This window comes from Paenibacillus vulneris (assembly GCF_039543185.1).
Taxonomy (GTDB): domain Bacteria; phylum Bacillota; class Bacilli; order Paenibacillales; family NBRC-103111; genus Paenibacillus_S; species Paenibacillus_S vulneris.
The window spans coordinates 58,165-79,658 of record NZ_BAABJG010000005.1; the positions used below are offsets into that span (position 1 = coordinate 58,165).

Below are 21,494 nucleotides of genomic sequence, written 5' to 3' on the forward strand. Positions count from 1 at the left end.
ATGATGATGATCGTGGATGACTTCGAGGCACCAATCATCGCACTCGTCATCGGCACCAGCTGATTCTATCCAAAGCCACCACTCCATTCTAAGTGGTGGCTTTGGACTTTTACCTATTGATGTAATTTCGCTGCTGCAATCCTGCATGCCAGAGTTGGTCGGCAGCTCACGTTCGCATGAAGCCGTTACCGGAAGAACAGCTGCCAGTACGCCGCCCAAGCGATAAACAGCACGCTTGCCGCAAGAAGTGCCCCGCTGCGGACTCTGACAGCCGCCGCTGCCATGGTGAATCTAGCCGCCCAAAGCGATTTTGCATGAACTAATGCGGCAGCCAGCGCAGTGTAAGCAAGTCCTTGCAGCACCAGCCAAACCAAGGAGCGGCCAAGCCATACCGGCGCAAGCTGTTTGGCTCCCGAAGTGAGCAGGAAGCCGAAATAAAGCAGGAACCCGAGGACGGTCAAGGAAGCGGCGGCGCACAGGACGATTTTTGAACGCCGTCCCGGTTCCAAAGCAGTTCCCGCATTCTTGCGCAGCGTACGAAATGCTGTGCCGATGCCGACCCCTGCAAAGCCGAAGAGTAGAACCAGCGCTATGGCGGCCTGCAGCCATGCACTATTATGCCAGTGCAATTTGCCAATGCCGGAAGGAGCGTGACTTTCCTGCTTAGGCCATTCACCGACAACCGCCGATTTCGGGGCGTTCCCGCCCGCCGTTTGCTGAATCCATGACGTCATAGACTCCGCATAACCCGCCGGATAGGTATCGAGCTGTTTAATGCCATCCGCTGTCTCTTTCAGCAAATGGCCTGCGTTGGCAAAAAAACGAAGGGTCGCCTTGTCGTTCCCGCCCCGCTGAAGTGCCTGCTGAATCCGTTTCGAGCTGTCCAGCGCTGGCTCTACCCGGTCCCGGCTCCCCCAGATGGCGAGCACCGGCTGCTTCACCTGTTCAAACGTCGGCATGGGATCGTATAAAGCTTCGGCAAACATGCCCCCGGACAAAGCCAGCTGCAAGCTTTTCTCGGAGAACGCTCTTGCCATCCCGGGAGACGATACGCCTTGATCCTGCATCCGGTTCGCCAGCTGCCACGACTGCTGCTCGATCGGCAGCACACCGGCGGCGCCGACGGTAATTAGGAAAGCCGCCGGACTGGCTTCCCGGGTTGCGGCGAGCGAGGCGACCCAAGCTCCTTCGCTGATGCCCCACAGACCGACCGCTTTCCGGTCTATGTCCGAACGGGCGCTTAATGCCGCCGCTGCCGCGTTCACATCCTCCGCCAGAATGGAGTACGACCGGCCGCCGGCGCGGGATTGGGTGAATCCGTCTGCCCGCTTGTCATAAATAAGCGCCGCTATACCGGCTGTTGCGAACATCTCCGCTTCGCTGCGATATTTTTCCCTGTCGGATGAATTGGAGCCATGCACAAGTATGACGGCCGGATGAGGGCCCGGTGTGTTCGGCATCAGAACCGTTCCACTTAACTTCGTTTCTCCGCTTTGAAATTGAATCGGTTCTTCCTTATAGCGAGAGGACTCTGCATGTGCTGCAGAAGGGGTCAGCAGAGCATGCGCCGCAACAGCGACAGCCAGCGCAAGCCCGGCGAGTTTTTTGGCAATGCTTACGTATCGTTTCAATGAGTTCAGCCTTCTTCCGTTGTTTTTTAAGGCCAACAGCTTGTTGACGCTTTAAGCTTATAAAAAAACAACGGATGCCAAAACGTTCCATAACCGTATTTTCGTCTAAGACCACGGTCTTAGACATCTGAGACCGAACTCGTCCGAACGGAAAACCGATCACAACAAGCCGTTGCGGTGAACGTAAACCGCGGCTTTCGTACGATCCTCTACACCAAGCTTGGCAAAAATGTTCGTGATATGCGTTTTCACGGTTTTCATCGCGATAATTAGCTCCTCCGAAATTTCCTGATTCGACTTCCCGAGTGCGATGAGCCGGAGCACCTCGAGTTCTCTGGCCGTCAGCGCTTCATGCGGCTTCGGCTCGTCTCCGCGGCGTAATTTGGACAGCACCTTGCCCGTTACTTTGGCCTCAAGCACGGATTCCCCTCGGCCGGCCGCTCGAATCGCCTCGGCGATTTGCTCCGCTCGGGACGTTTTTAACAAATAGCTGAGCGCTCCCGCTTCCAAAACGGGATAGACTTTATCGTCATCCAAAAAGCTGGTCAGCACGATGACCTTGACCGGATCGCCGCTGCTGCAAATCGCTCGGGTTGCTTCAATCCCGTCCATCTGTTCCATGACCAGATCCATAACGACGACATCAGGCTTCAGCTCACCGGCCAGCCGTACACCTTCCTTGCCGTCCGAGGCTTCGCCGACCACTTCGATATCCTGCTGCATCTCCAAGTAAGCGGATAACCCCATTCTGACCATTTCATGGTCGTCCACCAATAATACACGTATCATGAACTACGCTCCCCTTCCTGCTCCTGCTCCCGGTCCGAACACGGCACCAGGACGTGAATCTGAGTCCCTGCTCCCGGTACCGATACGATATCGGCGACGCCCCCGATTTCAACGGCGCGTTCCCTAATAATCCGCAGGCCGTACGACGAGGCTTGCACCCTAGCTTTGTCGAAGCCTATGCCGTCGTCCGTTATTTTAAGATGGATTTGGCCGCCGGACAAAAATAGCTTTACGGTAATCGATGCGGCTTGCGAATGCTTCGCCGCGTTAGATAAGCTTTCCTGCAGTATACGAACGAGATGATCGGCGACCCCGCCGGCCATTCCGTGCAAATCCTCGATCTCGGATTGTATCGACACATCATGCTTCTCCGCATACTGCTGCAGCAGCTCCTCGAAGCCTTCCTTCAAGGTTGCTCTTTGAAGAACCGCGGGACGCAGCTGCAGCAGCAGCGCCCGCATTTCCTTCTGCGCCTCTTCGGCCAGCGACTGTACGGCAGCAAGGCGCTTGCGTGATTTATCCGCGTTCAAATCTTCGCTTTCGGCCAGTGCCGACGTCATCATCGTTATGGCAAACAGCTGCTGGCTAACCGCATCGTGCAGGTCGCGCGCAATGCGCTGTCTCTCTTCGAGCACAGCAGCAGCTTTGAGCCGCTCGCCTAGCTCCGACTTTTCCGACGCTAGACGCTGCAGCGACTCCACCTGCAGCTCGACGCGCTCCGCCATTGTATTCAAATGGGCACTCAGAACGCCAGTTTCATCGTTCTCCAGGGTCAGGCTCCCCGGTACACGATGGGTAAAATACCCCCGCTCGTAGTGATAAACCGCGTCGGCCAGCTGCTCCAGCTTCCGCTTCATTCGTCCGCCGTATACGTAACCCGGGACGGTCCCGGCCGCAGCGATCAGTACGGCGGCGCCTAGCAGTGTCGGAGTATGGGCTAGCAGCAAGAATGGAATTGGCAGACCGAACAAAGCCGTTATCGCGACTGCCGATGTCGACATAACGAGAACGGCTGCGAGCAGGTGCACGCAGACCCATTTCCACCGGATTCCCATAAATGGAGTTCGTTTCATAGATACTTCACCGCCACATCTCCGGCCATAGTTGTCACGACGATATGGAGCCTCGTGCCTGACTGGGAATACTTCTCTGATTGATACTCTACGCACCGGTTGAACCGGGTTGATTTGCTGCCCAACACATCCATGCTGCCTGCGCCCGCCTTACCTACGACGCTTACTTCGACATCGGGCGGAACGTAAACAACGATACTTCCCACCCATCGCTCGACCAACACTCTATGCTCACCTTCCGGGATGATAGCGCTGGACAAATCAAGCCGAACGTCGCCCATACCGCGATCAATGCGGACAGGCTCCATATAGTCTAACCGAATGTGAGTACCGGTCCATTGAAGCCGTTTCCACACGCGGCCTGGAGAAAAGTCCGCCAGGAGCAAATATCCGCAGCCCATCACTGCGGCGGCCATAAGCGTACCGCTCTTCGATAGTCCCAGGCTCACAGCCGCCTGGACCACGGCGTACGCCCATGGCAAGACGGCGGCCGCTCTCGATAGATAGCGGTAAACAAGTAAACCTGCTCCGAGCCCGAACAACGGATCAAGCCAATCGCCGTATCCATATCGGACTGCAATGAAATACAATACAGCAAACCCGACGACAAAAAGCGTGACCGGATGCCGGCCGATACGTTTGATCATGCCACGGTTCCCGGAAAGGTGATGCCGTTCATTTAATCGTGATTTCACCGGCGGACACCTCCACGTTGATTGGAATGCGGCCTTCCCCGCTGGATGCCAAGAGCTCTTTTTCAGAACGCTTATCTATGTTCTCGAATGGGTACCGGCTGTCGACGTTACCGCGTTCGACCTTCGCCTCTATCCGGGCGTCCGCAGGTGTCGGCAAATGAACCTCGGCCCTTCCGTTCCCTACTCGAGCATAAGCCGGACCGGTCAGCTCGCGAAAGTCCGCTACCAGCTCGCCGGACTGCATTTCAGCGTGCAGCGGGCCGTTGTACTGCTCCAGGCGGACTTCACCGCTCTTTACGTTAAAGTCGCCCCCGTTTACCGTCATATGGGCAGCAGAAAGCTCCCCCGCCTGCTTTAAAACGACGCTCAGCTTGCCGGCAAAGGTATCGAGTTGGACGTCACCGGTCTGCAGCTCGATGGACGCGCTTCCGGCAACGACCGATTCCGCTCGGAACGAGCCGGACGTTGCCGTATACTGCAGCCTACCTGCATGTACGCCTGCCAGCTTCGCCTGTCCTGTCCTGGCTTGAATCGTCAGCTCTGCCAGCGACAAGCCGCCTCCCTCCGCTTCCTTCGGTACTTCGAAAGCGAAGTCTCCTTCGTCATAATTCACTGACAGCCGATTTCGATAAGCCGACGGAAGGTGCACGACCAGTGTGGAGCGAAGCGGGAACAGCGCAAACCGGCCGCGCTCCGCGCTGATCTCGACCGCTTGGCCGACAGTACTGGCATGCAGTGCTCCGCTGCCCTCCATAACGGCAAGCACATCATCCCTTTCTTCCGTAACGATTCTTACATTCATTCCGGATGCATGAACCCCTATCGTCTGCGGCAGGCTTCCCCCGCCCACGGCCGCTTCGTTGGGCCTCCACGCAATCCCTTCTTTCGGAACAGCACTGATTAAGAGGATCAAACCGATCCCAAGCAATGCTATACCGACTTGCTTTTTACCTTTCATACCGCTCCTGCCTTCCCGATACCCATGTTCCCCCCATCATACCAAATTCGTATCCGCCTGTAACCCGTCCTCCATCCAGGAATGCTCTAAGACCCCGGTCTTAGTAGAAGCTGTCAGCAGATTTTGGTTTGTACGGAAAAGATGTTAGCTCTCAAAAAATGGTAAGGTCTCTCTCCTTCTCTCCGGTAATAGAGGAAGTTAAGTCTTAAATTAATGTATATGTTCAATATTGTCATAGGGATGGTACATTATGAGCTATAGACCAGCCTTACCATACATAGGTCATTTACGTTTTTTTTCGAAGGAGGTGAGATGCTTATCGCCAGCAAGACCGAGGATCCTGTTTGTTGTCAGCGCTTCCAATCAGGTGTTTAGATTGATTGAGCCGAGCCTTGTTTAACAAGATGAAAGCTAAGGAGGAACATGTAGAATGAGAAACATTAGCTGGCGAAAAGCACTTGCCGCTAAGATGGTTAGCGCGCTGCTGCTTTCCATCATCAGCCCTGTGCCGTTTTTCGCCCCGGTTCAGGCTGCGGCTATGGCTGCTCCGGTGACAGCGAACTGGTACAATACCTACCAGACTATGGACGGAGCAGGCGCTGCCTATGCATACACCGATTCCGTACATATGATGCAGCTTGCTGCCGCAGGCCATCAGGATACCGTAAGGCATCTGCTTAATCTGACATTCAGCGAGAAGGACGGCACCGGCCACGACATCGTACGTGTGATCATAGGCGATAACGGCGGCCTCACCGCCAGCGGTACAGCAGCAAGCCCTGGCTTTAACCCGGTAACGGGTTTGCTTGCCGATGTAACAAAGCCCGGCTTTGACGTCCAGGGGAATCCCATTCCCATGAGAGGAACGGCCGGCCAATACGGTTATAAAATAGAAGGAAGCGATCGTTATTACGACGGCAATACCGATAGTATCTGGCCTAACGAGCCGGAGCATGACCCGGGTACGCTGGTGCCTGTGGAGGGCTTCGTATGGGATTACCCGTCTTGGAATCGGCCGATTGCCAATGACGACGGAGGCCCTACCAACCTCCTCAGCTCACCTGACAGCGATCCTGTTGTGATCAAAAACTCTCCTCGTACGAGAAAAGAGCTCTTCGATTTCGACCAGGTGTGGACCATGCGCCAGGCTATGCAGTATGGCGTTAAGCAATTCTACGCCTGCACGTGGACGGTACCTTACTGGATGAGCAATTCCTCGACCAATGCTCCTAACAAAATTATCCGCGGCGACACAGCCACAATAGATGGAAAAACCGTAAAAATTTATTATCAGGCTTATGCCGATTATCTCGTCAATTATATCCGCGGCATGTGGGAGCAATGGGGGATCCCCATTACCCATATCAACCCCTTTAATGAGGTTGACCTCGCAGGCGGGACCGCAGCCTATGTCCAGGAGCTTATTGACGGCTATATAGGTCCTGCCCTAAAAAAATCCATGCAGCCCGGCGGCGCGCTCTACGATATCAAGGATCCTGACGGAAAGGTCATTGATTTTATCCCTCAGCTTGCTGCATTGGACGGAACCAACCTCAGTGCTTCTCTAAGCAGAGGCGGCGCCGTTTTTTCCGAAACCGACGAAGCCAATGCGTTAAACAAAAATCCATACCTCGACGTGTTTACTACCCATTTGTATGGCACCGTCGGCATCGGCACGGATGAGACAAAGCTTTACCATACGGGAGACTTTTCCCAGAGCCCGTTGGATTATACGAAGGACGGATCCAAGTATCCGGAGTATCTTACCCGGTATAAACTGTGGCAGGCGGAGTTCATGAATCAGGACACGAGCGACGGATCAGCCGGTGCTTACACCCAGCGCTACGGAAATCAGAACATCAATGACGCTGTACGCTGGTCCAATCTGATGACGAATATGTTCACCAGCAATCCGGGCTTTAACGGCTTCGTCTGGTGGAGTATGTGGGATAGCAACGGTGCAGACGGCTCCGACCTGATTCGCTTCGTTACTACCAACTCCCAGCAAAAGTCCGGGCGCATCAGCACGCTGACCGGTGAATACCGCGTGTTCAAGCGCTTTTACGGCTTCGGCCATTTCTCCCGCTTTATGAAGCCGGGCGACGTACGCTTCGATGTCACACGGGTACCCGCAACCGATGTGAATGTGGTCGGCTTCAAGAACCCGAACAACAATGATTTCTCCATCACGGTCACCAACGCCAATAACGACGACAGCATTCAGCCTTTGGAATTTACGCTGAAGGACTTCCCGGCAGGCACCAAGAGCGTAACTGTATTCCGTACCTCAGGCAGCGAGAATCAGAAGAAGCTCGATGCGATTCCCGTAACAAACGGCAAGTTCCGTATAGACATTCCATCAGCCAGTATCGTCACCATTGTACCGTCCCAGGGCACTTATGCCTCGTATAACGGTCTTGACGGTGAGCGCGATATTTTCTCCTCCCTGGAAGCGGAAGGAAACGACAATGGCGTTACAGGCGACACCGCAGGCAATGCCGGCCGTGCCAATGAAGCTGTTACACTGAGTGACGGAAAATATCTCGCATACAAAAACGTGAACTTTGCAGATGGCTCCGCTAACGGCGGTGTGGTCCGCAGACACTTGTTGTATCTAACCGCACAGGTGAAGTCAACACAAGGCGGCAGTCTTCTTGCCTACGTCCTGCCAACTGGTACCGCAGTGAACGACACGGCCGATATAGTATCGCAAGGTACGCAGGTAGCCAAAATTCAGGTACCGGCTAACGACAAGTACGGCAAATATCAAGACATGGTAGCTACAGGGGACCTTAGCGCATATGGACATAAGGATCTTTATATCGTAGCAGCGACGAACGGGACCAATGGTTCCCTAACCGTTGACCGGTTCTTATTCGGAGCCAATGATTCCGACTGGAGTACCGCTGCTAACAACTCGACCGTTTCCATACCAGGCAATATTCTTCTTAACGGGGACTTTGATACCGCCAATGCCTCCAATACAAACAATTGGGCCACCGGCAGATTCAATAACGGGACATTTCTACAATCGGTAACAGAGCCTTCCTTAACGGCCGATACCATTCAGAGTTACTCGGGTCTTTCGCGTTATCTCAAGAACAGCTCCACATCGAAGGTTGCCGGCTCTGTAAAAATTTCCGGCCGCATTGATGCCGCTGGCCAATATGACGGGATATGGCAGGATGTTACCGGCAAGCTGACAAAAGGAGAAAAATACAACTTCAAGGGGTATTTTCTCTCCATGAAGAGCCGTCCGGAGAGCTATGATGTTGCTGCGGAAAACCCGGGCGACGTCGAAATTGCCCTGGTATATTACGACAGCGAAGGAAAACAGCTGGGCCTAACTCCTATCAATGGCCGTGATATGCCTGAGCCGTACGCAGCTCGTGAAGCCGGAGATCCAGCCTACTGGAACGCCAACGGACAACTTGTGGGCCGCATCCTGGAGGGCGGACCGCTCGGCCTCACCTCCTTCCAGCCTGTCGACGTTAAGGTGGCTGACTGGCATGAGACCCCTAACCAACCATTCACTTATAATGAGCCGGATGGCACAGCCAAGGTGGTTTTGGCCCTGTATGCGAAGGATTCCAACATCCTCTTTGCCGATCAGCTTTCGCTAACACCCGAAGTTGTATCCACTTATCATATTTTCGTTGACGGAGTCCAGCCTTCCGATTTTGATGTGAGTAAGTCCGATTATTCGTATACCGTTACTGGAAGCACCGTACCCATAGTAACGGCGTCATCAAATGATCCGGATGAACAAGTAAGTATTTCCCAGGCCGAAAGTAATCTAGGTACAGCTGTTGTACGTTTTATTAAAGGACAGAATGTGAAAACGTATAGAATAGCATTTAATTCAAATGAAGTCATAAGCTTTGCCAATGGGCTTCCGGCAGGCTGGGAGATCCTGAACCCGGACCATGTTGAAGCTTCTATCAGTACAACCAAGAGCGCTGTAGCTGTAAAAGCCTTTAAGGCGGATGCGGATTACCCCAATAACCGTAACATACTGCAGTTACCGGTTTCACTAGCTGGGAATTGGACCCTTACAGCGACCATTAACACGAATATAGCACTTAGTGCATCCGATACAAACGGCACACAAGCGGGTATTGGTATCTACAATACTTCCAGTGGAGATAATTATGAAATTGATGCCCAAAAGGTAAACACGAATACCAAAGTTCATAATGCGAGTAAATCGGGTACCAGCACGACGAATAATACTTCGAGCACCAACCTGAATGGTTCAAGCTATTGGATTCGGATAGTGAAGAATGGAACCGGTGTACAGGGGTATTATTCAACGACCGGCGGCTCCACTTGGAATACGATGGGAACGAATGTGTCATTTACTCCTGATTTCTTCCAAAATGCCAAGCTTCGTCTGTTTGCTGTAAACAAAAGCAGCTCCATCGATTTGGATGCGGCATTCTCCAATGTGACTTTATTGATGACTGCGGCTGATCCTGGGAATGTTAATTCCGACCAACAGGCGGTGGAGCAAGCAGCGGCTCTAATAGGAAACCGTATTGCCGTTCCAAATGCAGCCGGGAATGACGCAGTAACCTTGCAAGCAAAAGCACAAGATTTACTTGCTAATGATGCAAAGCTAAAATTACTTGGAGTTACCTGCCATATTTCCATTGAGGATGGGAAATTTGTACTGACCATAACTAAAGGAGCCGCCAGTATAAGCATCCGCTCGCTTACCATCGCAGGAGACGGATCGGCAGCTATTACCAAAGATTTTGAGGATCAGACGCTTCAAGGCTTCACGCCGCAGGGCAGCGCTACCGTAACCCTGACCCCGACAAACGAAGCCAATCATACGACAGGCGGAACGTACGCTTTGAAAGTAACCGGAAGAAATGCCAATTCGGATGGGCCTTCCATCCATGTGAAGAACGCCGTCAAGATCGGCCACGAATACAAAGCTGCCGTATGGGTCAAGCTCGCCAGCCCGACAAGCGCGCAATTAAAGCTTACCGCAGTCGTTCATGCGGCAACACCTTACTATATTAGCCTTCAGCAGCAAACAGTAAGTGACACAGCCGGCTGGGTCAAGCTGGAAGGCACCTATCGTTTTTTGGACGATGATGTAACTTTATATGTGGAAAGCCCTAACAGCACTACAGCCTCCTACTATATCGACGATTTCAGCTTCGAGGACACGGGTTTGCCAAATATAGTTCCTCTCAAAGAGGCTTATAAGAATGACTTCCTGCTCGGAAATGTGCCTGGACCCAATGATCTGACACCGGGCAACGGGCAGAATGCCTTCTATAACTATCATTTTAACACCGTGACCTTTGGCAATGAGATGAAGCCGGACGCTTTGCAGAAAAACAAGGGTACCTTTACATTTACTACCGCAGACAGCATGGTTGCGAAGTCCCAGAGTATGGGAATGAATATCCATGGCCATGTGCTGGTGTGGCACAGCCAGACCCCTGCGTGGTTTACTCAAAAGGTAGACGCAGCTGGAAATGCATTGAAGGATGCAGCTGGTAATCCGATCTACCTCAGCCGTGACGAGGCTCTTGCCAATATGAGGACTCATATCAAAACCGTGATGGAGCACTACGGAGATCAAGTAATCTCTTGGGACGTCGTCAATGAGGCTATGCAGGATGGACCGCCGGCTGTTGCCAATTGGAAAGATGCGATGCGGAAATCGCCATGGTATTATTCCGTAGGCCCGGACTTCGTAGAGCAGGCATTCCTCGCGGCTAGAGCCGTGCTGAATGACCATCCCGAGTGGAACATAAAGCTGTACTATAACGATTTCAATGAGGAATTCCCTGCGAAGAGAGATGCTATCTACGACATGATAAAAGAAATGAACGATAGATATGCTCAGACCCACCCGGGAAAGCTCCTCGTTGACGGTATCGGTCTGCAGTCTCATTACGATATGAGAACAAACCCGGCCAATGTTGAGGCTGCAATTGTGAAGTACGCCTCGTTGGGCGTTGAGCTCAGCATCAGCGAGCTTGATGTTCTGGCTGGAATGAACTCCTCTCTATCTGCGGAATGGGCGGATAAACAGGCAAGTCTATACGCGCAATTATTCAAAATCTATAAGAAGCACGCCGATAAAATAGCACGAGTGACCATCTGGGGATATGCGGATAATTTCAGCTGGAGAGCCAGCCAAAATCCGCTGCCTTTCGTTGGTTCTCTGGCGCCGAAGCCGGCCTACTACGCAATCATTGATCCGGATAAATACCTGACAGAGCATCCGCTCTATTCACCGCCTGAGACGAGCAGCTCCACGGCTCCGTATGGCACACCTGCAATCGACGGAACCGTCGATGATATTTGGAACAATGCCCCAGAGATGCAGATTAATCATTTTCTAATGGCAACGGCAGGAGCTTCAGGAACTGCGAGAGCTCTCTGGGATGAGAACCATCTGTATGTACTGTTCCAGGTAAAAGATACGCAGCTCAGTAAATCAAGCACGAATAAGGCGAACCAGGACTCCGTTGAAGCATACGTGGACGAAGACCGGGTGGACGCATGGCCTTATCGCGAAGATGACGGAGAGTACAGAGTCAACTACGCAAATGAGCAATCCTTCAAGTTCCTCAGCAATTCGACGCCGGCCACATCCCCCGGTTTTGAGTCGGCAGCTGCTGTAGACGGAACGAATTATGTGGTCGAAATGAAGATACCGTTTAAAACGATAACACCGCAAAACGGTACAAGGATCCGCTTCGATGCGCAGGTAAACGATGCAGCAGGGTCTACGCTCCAGAGCGTGGCTACATGGAATGATATTCTTGGAAGAGCGAATAAATCCACAGAGGTATTCGGGAACCTCACCCTCATCGGCAGGACAGCGGCTGACACGACCCCGCCGACATGGGCACAAGGCAGTAGGCTCGAAGAATCCAATGTAACCAGCACGGGGCTCACATTAACGTGGACGGCGGCTGAGGACGTAAGCGGGGTGGCCGGCTACAGGATATTCAATGGAGTAGATGCTGAACCAATTCCTGTATCCGGAGCTGTATATAGCTATCCTGTTACTGGCTTAATGCCGAATACGAGCTATACATTTAAGGTTGAAGCAGGAGATACGGCCGGCAATTGGAGTACGAACGGTCCCTCCAAATCGGTTAGAACGCTCCCCTCGAACGTACTTTCAGCAGCATTAACGGGTGTAGATCGTGTCGTTCCCGGCCAGTCCTTTAACGTGAACTATGGATTGAGTAACGTAACACAGAGTGTCTACGCCCAAGATGTAACGGTCAATTATAATGCTTCCCAACTCGAGCTTCTAGGCGTTCAATCGTTGAAAACAGGACTTTCCGTCGTTGACACCCATGAAGCGGCACCTGGCCAAATACGTATTCTGGCGGTCTCTCAAGGCGGGAAGAACGCCGTGAACGGCGACGGGGACCTGCTTCAGCTTCAGTTCAAGGCGCTTCCTGTGTCCGGTACGGTCACTAGCGCCGTATACCTGACGAATGTAAAGGTATCTGACGGTAACGGAGCAGTCTCGAACGTTAGCAGCGGGCCTGCCTATCGAGTCGTTATAAGCTCAGTCGATAAAACGGCACTGAATCGCGCTATTGAAACGGCCGTTGCGAGCTTGAATGCTGCTACGGAAGGCACTCTCTGGGGACAATATCCAGTCGGGTCCAAGGTGGCCCTGCAGGCAGCGGTCAACGCTGCACAGGCAACAGCCTCGAATCCTTCCGCTGCCCAAGAGCAGGTGGAGCAGGCTCTCTCTCAGCTTAACCTTGCGCTGCAAGCCTTCCAAAGCTCCCTTCAGACCCAAGCTACCATCGGGGATTTGGGAGTCATGGCCAATAACTACAATAAAACCTCCGATTCACCGGACTGGAGCCTTTATATGCGCTACGATTTGAATCAAAATGGCCGGATAGATATTTCCGACCTGGCGTATATCGCAAGATTGATTCTGAAATATTGAAGCAAGCCATGGTTTTTCCGGAGGAAGGTAGCCTTAGCCCTTATCCTTTACCTTCCTTCCGGCATTTTGGGTAGAAAGGACTTATCATTATGCCTAGAAGATACGGTTTGATAGGAATGATTCTTGCGACCATATTCATAAGCTCCATTAGTTCGGCCTCCATATCGCATGCGTATGCGGAAGGATCACCCCGGTTCATATTGACAACAAACGCAGACTCGGCTGCCGTCGGCAGCGAATGGAAGGTCAGTGTTAAAGGATTACAGCTGGAGGACTTATATGCATACGAAGTCAACCTTACCTATGATGCAACGAGGCTCAAGTTCCATTCCGCTGAAAGCAATGCATCCGGAGGGTTTACTGTCGACCCCATTATCAATGGCAACAGGATTCTGCTCGCACATACAGGCGTAGGGGCAGTACAGGGATTGAACGGGGACCAAACCCTTTTTACTCTTACCTTCACAGGGATAGCTGCCGGAACGGCTGATATTGGGCTTGATCAAATGACCTTGGTGAATGTTGTTGATTCCCAATTGCATACTTCAGAAGCAGCCATTGGTGTCAAGAAAACCGTTAGCATTGTGAATAGAAGCAGCGGCAATAACGGCGGAGGCCATAGCAGCGGAGGAGCTTCCGGCGGTGCTAACGGACCGTCCTCTACTCCTGCTCCTGTAAAAATGACGGATGATGGTCATGGCAAAAAAACCGTAGAGCTTCCTGCCGGCGCCACGGAAGTGAAAATAGCAATGAGCCAGATTGGCACCGACCCCCGGACCCGCCTCGAGATCAGGAACGACAATCTGAGCGTGGAGCTGCCTCCCGAGGTGCTTCTGCAGTTAAAAGGAGCTGTATCCGAGGAACAATTGAATACCAGTACACTCTATTTCGTCATGAATCCGCTGCCTCCCGATGACGCAGGGAAGCTGATAGACCGGCTTCAGCATTCCCATCACGTCGGTTTAAGGCTGTCCGGCAACGTATACGAATTCAGCCTGCAATTGATTACAGGAGAAAATCAGACCATTTCCTTGACAACCTTCACAAAGCCGATTACTTTGCGATTGAAAGTAGATCCTTCCTTAGACGCCAAGCTGGTCTCCGTTTATCACATAACGAAAGATGAAGCGCTTGAGTTTATGGGCGGAACCTTCACCAATGGGGAAATTTCCGCCGACCTTCATCATTTTAGCCAATATGCCGCCTTAGAATATACCAAAGTATTCGAGGATGTTCCCCATAGTCATTGGGCGAAGAAGGTCATTACGGAGCTTGCTGCCAAGCATATTGTAGCTGGTACCAGCGACATGAATTATGAGCCGGAACGGATGATCACCCGGGCTGAATTCACCGCTTTGCTGGTTAGGGCCCTTCATTTAACCGACAAAGGGGATATCCGCTTCTCGGATGTTTCGGAATCTGACTGGTTCTTCCCTGAGGTTTCCATTGCAGTGAAGGCCGGAATGGTTGAAGGAACGAGCGAAACAACCTTTGAGCCCGGGACACCGATCTCGCGGGAAGAAATGGTTGCCATGCTTATGCGCACCTATCTACTGCACCATAAGGCAGATGCTATACCTGCCGGAGCTGCCTTTGATGATGAGGACGCGGTTTCTCCATGGGCCTTGCCTTATGTCAGGAATGCGAAAGGCTTGCATCTTATCGAGGGCCGGGAGGATAACAGGTTCATCCCTCAAGGAGTCGGAACTAGAGCGGAGGCAGCCCAAGTGATTTACAATTTCTTGAGTTTTTAATGCTGCAGCTTCTGACGGTCCCTTGGAATCGGTAAAATGCAATCAGCCTCCCTTAAGCCGGGAGGCTGATCCTTTATCGTTTAGGAGATTATGCGCAGCAATATCCTGCGGATATACCACCATACATAGGCTTGAAAGTCTCCCTCTGCCAAAGCATTGTGCATATGATAAGCCACCTACAATGCCTCGGGCCAGCGATCCGCCGATTTGTTGTCGCTATCCGGATAATAAACCTCCGTCATCCAAAGCTCGCCTGAGCAGCAGAGAGAGCAAGCCCGAACTAGCTGCTTGCTATCTCGCTGCAATGTTCTGTTTCACTTCGTTTCTAATCATGACGACTAGCTAATCACCTATTCAAATATTTTGGACGCAACATACGCCAAATCCATAATATCGATCTTATTATCGCTATTCATATCCGCCATCTTGGCTGTTGTCCAGTCTGCACTGCTGGAATCCTTACCGTAATGGTAAGCAACCATTGCAAGGTCACCTACATCAATGATTCCATCTTGGTTGAGATCTGCAGACACTTCCTTAATCACGGCCGCCTTGAAGGCAGCTACCGCGCTGTTCAATGCGGTGACCGCATTGTCAACCTGGGATTGCGTCGCGCTTGGGCTGTCTTTGACAGCTTTGGCTGCATTGATTGCTATGCCGAACACATCCTTGGCTGCTTGCGGGTATTGACCTGGCAGTGTGCCCACTACGGCAGCGTCATACAAGCCCTGTGCAGTCGTAATGGCTGTTGTCAGTGCCGTCTTGTCTACAACGGCATCAATCTTGCCTATAGCAATGCTCTTGCTTCCAAGAGCCGCCTGAATCACCGTTCCTTCGGGAGCCACGCCCAGCTTGGCTTGGGCAGCCGCAATCGTTCCGGTCGTATTCTGTACGCCGGCCTTGACCTTGAAGGTTAGATTCAGAACCGGCGTGCTGCCCCCGGATACCCCTCCGATATTGGCGGCAATGAGCCTCACTTTTCCTGCGGTCGCTTTATCCTCTGTCACGACCTGGATGTTGTTGTTTGCACCTACCGCACTTACATAGTCAAATACGTTGGAATCATAAGACAAGGTGATGTCTTGGGCAAACACACTTTGTGTCAGATGGTTCAAGCTAACGCCCACAGTAAAGCTGCTTCCAGGCTTCACGCTGCTGTCTGCGGTAAGTGCAGCCGTTGCTTCTTGTGCTTGTTTGTTGAGGCTTAAGGTATAAGCTGTTTCTCTTACTCCATCCTCGGCAACCACTCTAACGTTCAAAGTTGTCGTGTCAGATAGTAAAGTTACTTTTCTTTCTGCTGTATCGTCAATTAAGATATTATCAACATATACCAAAGCATTCGCGTTTTCGGGAGTGAATTTAACTAGAGCCTCTGTAGAATGAGCAGGAACAGAAACTGAATAATGGTTATCCGTCAATGCCGCTGACGTTCCGCCTGCAGTAACGCTCTGAAGCTTCGTGCTATTGTTATAGTCTTTCAGAATGGAAACCGTTCCGAATAATCTGCCCACGTAACCCGATCCTTTGTTGGCGAACTTTACAGTTACTTTTGTTTTTCCCGCTATCAAATTCGCCGGAATTTGATATCTAACCTCATAAAATTGGTCGGGGGTTTTGGCTGCTATGGTTTCTTCCTTAATGAGATTGCCATCAACATATACATTAAAGGTTCTTCCTTTATCACCGCTATAATATTTGGTGGATATATAATTAGTAACGGAAGGATCGACTGCCATATCATAACTTATCCATGCGGCTCCTGTTGCCCCGCCCCATGCTTGACGATACTGTTCCCCGCCGTAGGAACCTCCTCCCGTATTTCCTTGCAAGTTATGCGCTAATTCATGCTGGTCATTCGTAATTTGCACTTCATCGATCTTGGCAATGGCCCTTTTTGCCGCATTCTTTTTATTCAAAATATTTTTTTGGAACGTCGGGGAATCTAAGGCAGATAAATAGAAGTAGATCCCATATCTTTCTTTGTATAGTGAATAATAGGGCGTAAACTTCAAATGATTATCTTCATCCGTATTCCGCAAAGTGAATTCCAGCTTTCCTTCCGTCTTAACCAGATTGTTTTTGACATTATGTATCCAGTCCGTAACAGAGCCATCTTTAACAAGGATATAATCCTTAAAGGTTACGCCCGGGGGCAAATTTGCTTTCTGCGAAGCAAGATGCGGAATCGCGACCATCTGCTCCGTTCCAAGTCCTGCACTTAAAACAAGAGGACCATACGTAAATGCTGCCGCTTCAGGATTATCTATAAGGGTTGATACCTGTACTTCCAAAGGGAACGTCAATTCAACAACATCCCCCTTCTTCCATACACGATTTATATCTATATATCCGTTGGCTGCTTCCACATTCAATGCTGCCCCGTTAATCGTCACAGCTGCTTTTTGACCTTGGGCAATCCACTCTGGCGATCTAAATTTAATATTCATGGCCTCGGAAGGTGCAGCATTAATTGTAAACGTTGCCTTATCGCTTTGAGGGATATTGGTTTCTTGTGTTAGCTGAAAGCCTTTTTCAGCCCAGTTCAGCGTCGAGCTCAGGTACATGTTGACATAAAGATCTTGATCGGTATGATAGTAGATACTGTCATCCAATTTGGTGAAATTCTCCATACCGCTTCCGGTATCGCACCAGAAGCTATCGAACTCTGTAGAAAATACTTTGAAATATCCGGTTCCCATCGGTTTAAAGTACGTACTCATACCAGTCTCCGGATTAATGGAGGACATGATCTCATTTTGCAATGTCTTTTCATAATAATTTGCATATTTGATATCTCCGGTAAGCCTGAACAACTCTCTTGTAAGCTTCAACATGTTATAGGAATTACAAGTTTCATCGTTTATGTTATTCCTGTAATTATCCAACTGCCCGGGTTCCCTGAAATGCTCGTTTTCGCTATTTCCACCTGTTACATAGGTATGGTCGTTGACCACCATTTCCCAAAAATTCTCCGCTGCTTTCAAATAGAACGATTCCGCTTCACCTAATGTACGATATCGGTTCAATGCGCCGATAAACTTGGGAATTTGTGTATTTGCATGCTTGTTCGACAATACATCTTGACCGTTAACGATGGGGGTAAACAAGGAATCCTCATCAAACCTATGGGCTGCCGTTAAATGATTCGGGCTACTGGTGTATTTATAGAGTTCATATAGCGCGTCGTTGATACCGCCATATTCTACGTTCAATACTCTTGTATGAGTTGAATCGTCCCATGTTTGAGTCCTGTTATATGCCCAATCTCCCAACTTGCTTGCAATCTGCAAGGCATCTCCATTTCCTTCGTACTTATAAATATCTACAAGCCCTGCAATAATTTTATGCATGGTATACCACGGTACCCAGCTTTGCCCCTCGATCTTGCCTTCAATCACATCAAAATGAGCCTCCGGTGTTGCAAAAACATATCCATTGCTGCTTGCATTCTGACATGCCTTCAATTCACTGATAATGTAATCGATTTTGCTCTTCACTTGCGCATTCAGAGCCGGATTATTTTTGGTTTGTTTATATGCCTGTGATAACGCTGTCATGTAATGTCCCAATGTATGCCCTCTAAGATAGCTCCAGCTGCCTTCCCAACCGTTATAAAGCTCTGCTTTCTTTGGTAAACCTGCTACCGTTCTGAATCCCGACAAAAGACGATCCGGATCAAGCTTTAACAAATATTCAACATCTTTATTGAATGCATTCACATAAAAGGGATCTGTAACATCTACCTGCTCCATGTCAAAGTTTTTGAGCTTTGCAGAATCTCCTGCATACTTACTGGTTATCACAACGACAGAAAATTCTTTGGTTAACGTTACGGAACCATAGGTTATAGTGGCTGTTATTGTAATTGGAGTATCTACCCCTGGATCCGTGACCACTCCTGTATTTGAAATTACATTTTCATTTGAAGTACTCCATGAGATGGTGCTTCCATTGATCCCTTTTGCCGGGAACGTAAGATTGCCTCTCGTTGTCTCCGGTAGAATGATTGCATCCTTATCTTGCTGTGCAATGATCTTTTCGTCTATAAACCCGCCCTCCGCTTTATAAACGTTTCGAATAGCTTCATCTGACGCAGCGACACTGTAAATCTTGAATTCATCCACGTTCAGTTTTGAATAGCCTCCGCCGTAGAGGGGGGAGTTAAAGCCTAAATACTTATGATCGGTATTATTTGCTACAATGCTGCCGCCCTGCTTATTATAAGAAACCTTTTGAGCAATACCATTACGGTAAATTCCCACATTTTTTGTTGCACTATCATAGGTGACCGCAATATGAGTCCACTCTCCAACGGGAAAGAATGTACTTCTGTCCCCTGTCACATACGATTCCTGCACACTTGTTCCCGTGGAAAGCTTTAATGGAACTGTATCGCTCAGGATGCTTAAATACCATCCTTCTCCCATCCAATTTCCACTTGGCTTGTTCCACATGATCATATGCTCGCCTTTTAACGCAGAATCTGGCTTTACCCAAAAAGAAACGGTCAGATTTTGCGGTTGTAATGCGGGTGACGTACCTAAATCAATATAATTATTCGTTCCGTTTAGCTGCAATGCTTTCCCGACTTTTCCGTCAACATAATTTGCGTTGCCGTTCAGTACCCCTTGAATTCTATTACTAGAGGAATCTGCAATATTATTTTCAAATTTTAACTCCGGCTGCTTTGAACCATCTAATTCTGCTGCATATGTCGGAATAGCGAAACCAGAAAAACCCGACATTAGATTTGCCATTAATGTTAAGGATATTAACTTAGGTACGCTCTTCCTCATTGGCCTATTTATTCCTTTTAACCGTTTCATGACATTGCTCCTTTTGAAAGTTTTTTACTTTCATTTCCCTGCTTGATACAGCCTGTAGATTACGGTTGCAGATTGTGCCCTCGTCGATACACCCTTTGGTTCAAAATGCCCTTCTGCCACCCCGTCCATTAAGCCCGTCTGTTTAGCAAATAAAACAGCATCCTTCGCATAGGCAGAGATTCGATCCTGATCAAGGAAATCCTCGGTTGTCCCGTTTGCTTGAACAGCTGCAGAATTAATCATCCTGGATGCCCGGTAAATCAGCACCGCCATATCTTCACGGGTGATCGGATCGTTCACGCCGAAGCTGCCGTCCTCCTTGCCTTGTACAAGACCGGCCTTTTGCGCAGAAGCAATGGAATTATAATACCATGCACCTGGAGCAGCATCCGTAAATGACGCCATTGCAGAGGAGTCCTCCAAATCAAACAATTGAATCAGCATTTTAACGAATTCGGCTCTTGTTACCTCCCCATCCGGTGTAAAACGACCCTCGCTTCTACCGTTCACTACTTCACGGGCCGCCAAGCCAAGAACGGCGTCATTCGCCCAAGTGTGCCCATCCATATCGTTAAAGGAAACCTGAACGTGGTTTGCCGTATACATGCCGAAGCGGGCAGGATGGAACTGTACCTTCCCTGCAGCCGGGTTGTAATACCCGTTCCTAACCACATCTAATTTTCCTTCTTCAGATACACGGTAAATGACTACCTGATTTGGATTTTCATTCGCTAACAACGTATAAGGTACTTCTACTGCAACACGGTTCTTGTTAAAGTTTGTGATTGGGCTGCCGTCTAAACTCAATTGAAGCTCATTTATAACGGAATTTCCGATTTTTGCTCTAACATCCTGTGAATAGCTGGCAGGGTCTGCCTTTGCGATCTGTAGTTGCAAATTGGATATTTCTGATATCACGCTGCCATCAAGTACATCCCTATGAATGGAAACGGAAGCAAGATCCGTCTCAATCCTAACCATCTTGACTTTACCTGGTTCCGAGCTGAGCTGTTGAAGCTGATATGCCGGCAGATTCAGCTGGATTTTGTTTACGTCCAAACCTGTGGTGACCTTAATCGTTACCGAGCTGTCTTTGGAATTGCTGCCTGCTTCAAGTAGATCATTGGACCCTACATTAATGCACGCAATACCATTGGTAGCAGACCATATATCGAAAAACAAAGCAGAGGTCCCTTGGGAGCTTCGCGATAACGGCGTTGACGTCTGTTGGGAGCAGGCATTAGGAGCAGAATAGGAGCCGGAACGGGAGCCCGAGTGTGATTGAATGACCGACATGGTTATTCCGCTGCCTATATTGCCGATGGTTTTTCTCGGCTCACTGTTGACTGGCGTCAAGGAGCTTAGGGAAACGGAAGCCGTCCCTACCCGGGACGCTTTAAACGAAAGGGTGAATAAATCCTTATCGCCGGTTATTCCCGGTTTATTGCCCGTTAGAGTGAATAGCAGCCGGATTTTGTTTCCCTGTACTTTAGGCTCCAGCACGTAGGCCTGATTGCTTAGACTGCTGGAATAACCGGTATACTCTAGCAGCTGCGCATCATAGGTTAGCTCCATCCCGGCAGCATATAAATCTGTAAGTACATGGCCAGCAACAGAAATAGTCACGTTATCACCCAGCTTCACATTAGTGGCCGAGGAACGCAACACGAATTCATCCGGAACTTGCGCTGCAGCCGAAGAAGATAATAGCGTGGCGGCTAACATAAGAGCCAGGCAATAAAGTGGAAGTTTGAGCATCTTCATTATGATCCCTCACTATAAGGAACGGATGGGAGACAAACGTCTCCCATCGC

At 50.1% G+C, this 21,494-nt stretch carries 9 protein-coding genes and 1 pseudogene; 2 read left to right on the top strand and 8 right to left on the bottom strand.

The window, feature by feature from the left end; genetic code table 11:
• Nucleotides 1-185: 185 nt before the first annotated feature.
• The 5 genes from ABEA66_RS05275 to ABEA66_RS05295 form a co-directional block, all read right to left on the bottom strand.
• Nucleotides 186-1,631 (bottom strand): alpha/beta hydrolase family protein, encoded by a 1,446-nt coding sequence (locus tag ABEA66_RS05275; protein WP_345586722.1) that lies wholly within the window; start codon nt 1,629-1,631, stop codon nt 186-188.
• 159 nt (nt 1,632-1,790) lie between these two features.
• Nucleotides 1,791-2,420, bottom strand: a complete 630-nt coding sequence (locus tag ABEA66_RS05280; protein WP_345586724.1) for a response regulator — start codon at nt 2,418-2,420, stop codon at nt 1,791-1,793.
• On the bottom strand, nt 2,417-3,493 hold the full coding sequence (locus tag ABEA66_RS05285) for a HAMP domain-containing sensor histidine kinase (protein WP_345586726.1): 1,077 nt from the start codon (nt 3,491-3,493) through the stop codon (nt 2,417-2,419). The genes ABEA66_RS05280 and ABEA66_RS05285 overlap by 4 nt, the downstream gene beginning before the upstream one ends.
• Nucleotides 3,490-4,188, bottom strand: a complete 699-nt coding sequence (gene liaF, locus ABEA66_RS05290; protein ID WP_345586728.1) for a cell wall-active antibiotics response protein LiaF — start codon at nt 4,186-4,188, stop codon at nt 3,490-3,492. The genes ABEA66_RS05285 and liaF overlap by 4 nt, the downstream gene beginning before the upstream one ends.
• The gene (locus ABEA66_RS05295) at nt 4,169-5,146 is read right to left on the bottom strand and encodes a DUF4097 family beta strand repeat-containing protein (RefSeq protein ID WP_345586730.1); all 978 of its coding nucleotides are present in this window, start codon (nt 5,144-5,146) and stop codon (nt 4,169-4,171) included. The genes liaF and ABEA66_RS05295 overlap by 20 nt, the downstream gene beginning before the upstream one ends.
• A 430-nt stretch (nt 5,147-5,576) precedes the next feature.
• On the opposite strand from ABEA66_RS05295, the gene ABEA66_RS05300 reads away from it, so the two are divergent.
• On the top strand, nt 5,577-13,100 hold the full coding sequence (locus ABEA66_RS05300) for an endo-1,4-beta-xylanase (RefSeq protein WP_345586732.1): 7,524 nt from the start codon (nt 5,577-5,579) through the stop codon (nt 13,098-13,100).
• Between the two features lie 200 nt (nt 13,101-13,300).
• Nucleotides 13,301-14,854, top strand: a complete 1,554-nt coding sequence (locus tag ABEA66_RS05305; RefSeq protein ID WP_345586734.1) for an S-layer homology domain-containing protein — start codon at nt 13,301-13,303, stop codon at nt 14,852-14,854.
• Nucleotides 14,855-14,958: 104 nt separating this feature from the next.
• Here ABEA66_RS05305 and ABEA66_RS05310 read toward each other — a convergent pair.
• From ABEA66_RS05310 to ABEA66_RS05320, 3 genes and pseudogenes are all read right to left on the bottom strand, one after another.
• Nucleotides 14,959-15,105, bottom strand: a pseudogene (locus tag ABEA66_RS05310) (glucuronoxylanase); the annotation flags it as partial.
• Nucleotides 15,106-15,204: 99 nt separating this feature from the next.
• Complete coding sequence (locus ABEA66_RS05315; RefSeq protein ID WP_345586736.1) at nt 15,205-19,680, bottom strand: beta-L-arabinofuranosidase domain-containing protein; 4,476 nt, start codon at nt 19,678-19,680, stop codon at nt 15,205-15,207.
• Nucleotides 19,681-19,710: 30 nt separating this feature from the next.
• Nucleotides 19,711-21,444 (bottom strand): S-layer homology domain-containing protein, encoded by a 1,734-nt coding sequence (locus ABEA66_RS05320; RefSeq protein WP_345586738.1) that lies wholly within the window; start codon nt 21,442-21,444, stop codon nt 19,711-19,713.
• Between the last annotated feature and the right edge of the window lie 50 nt (nt 21,445-21,494).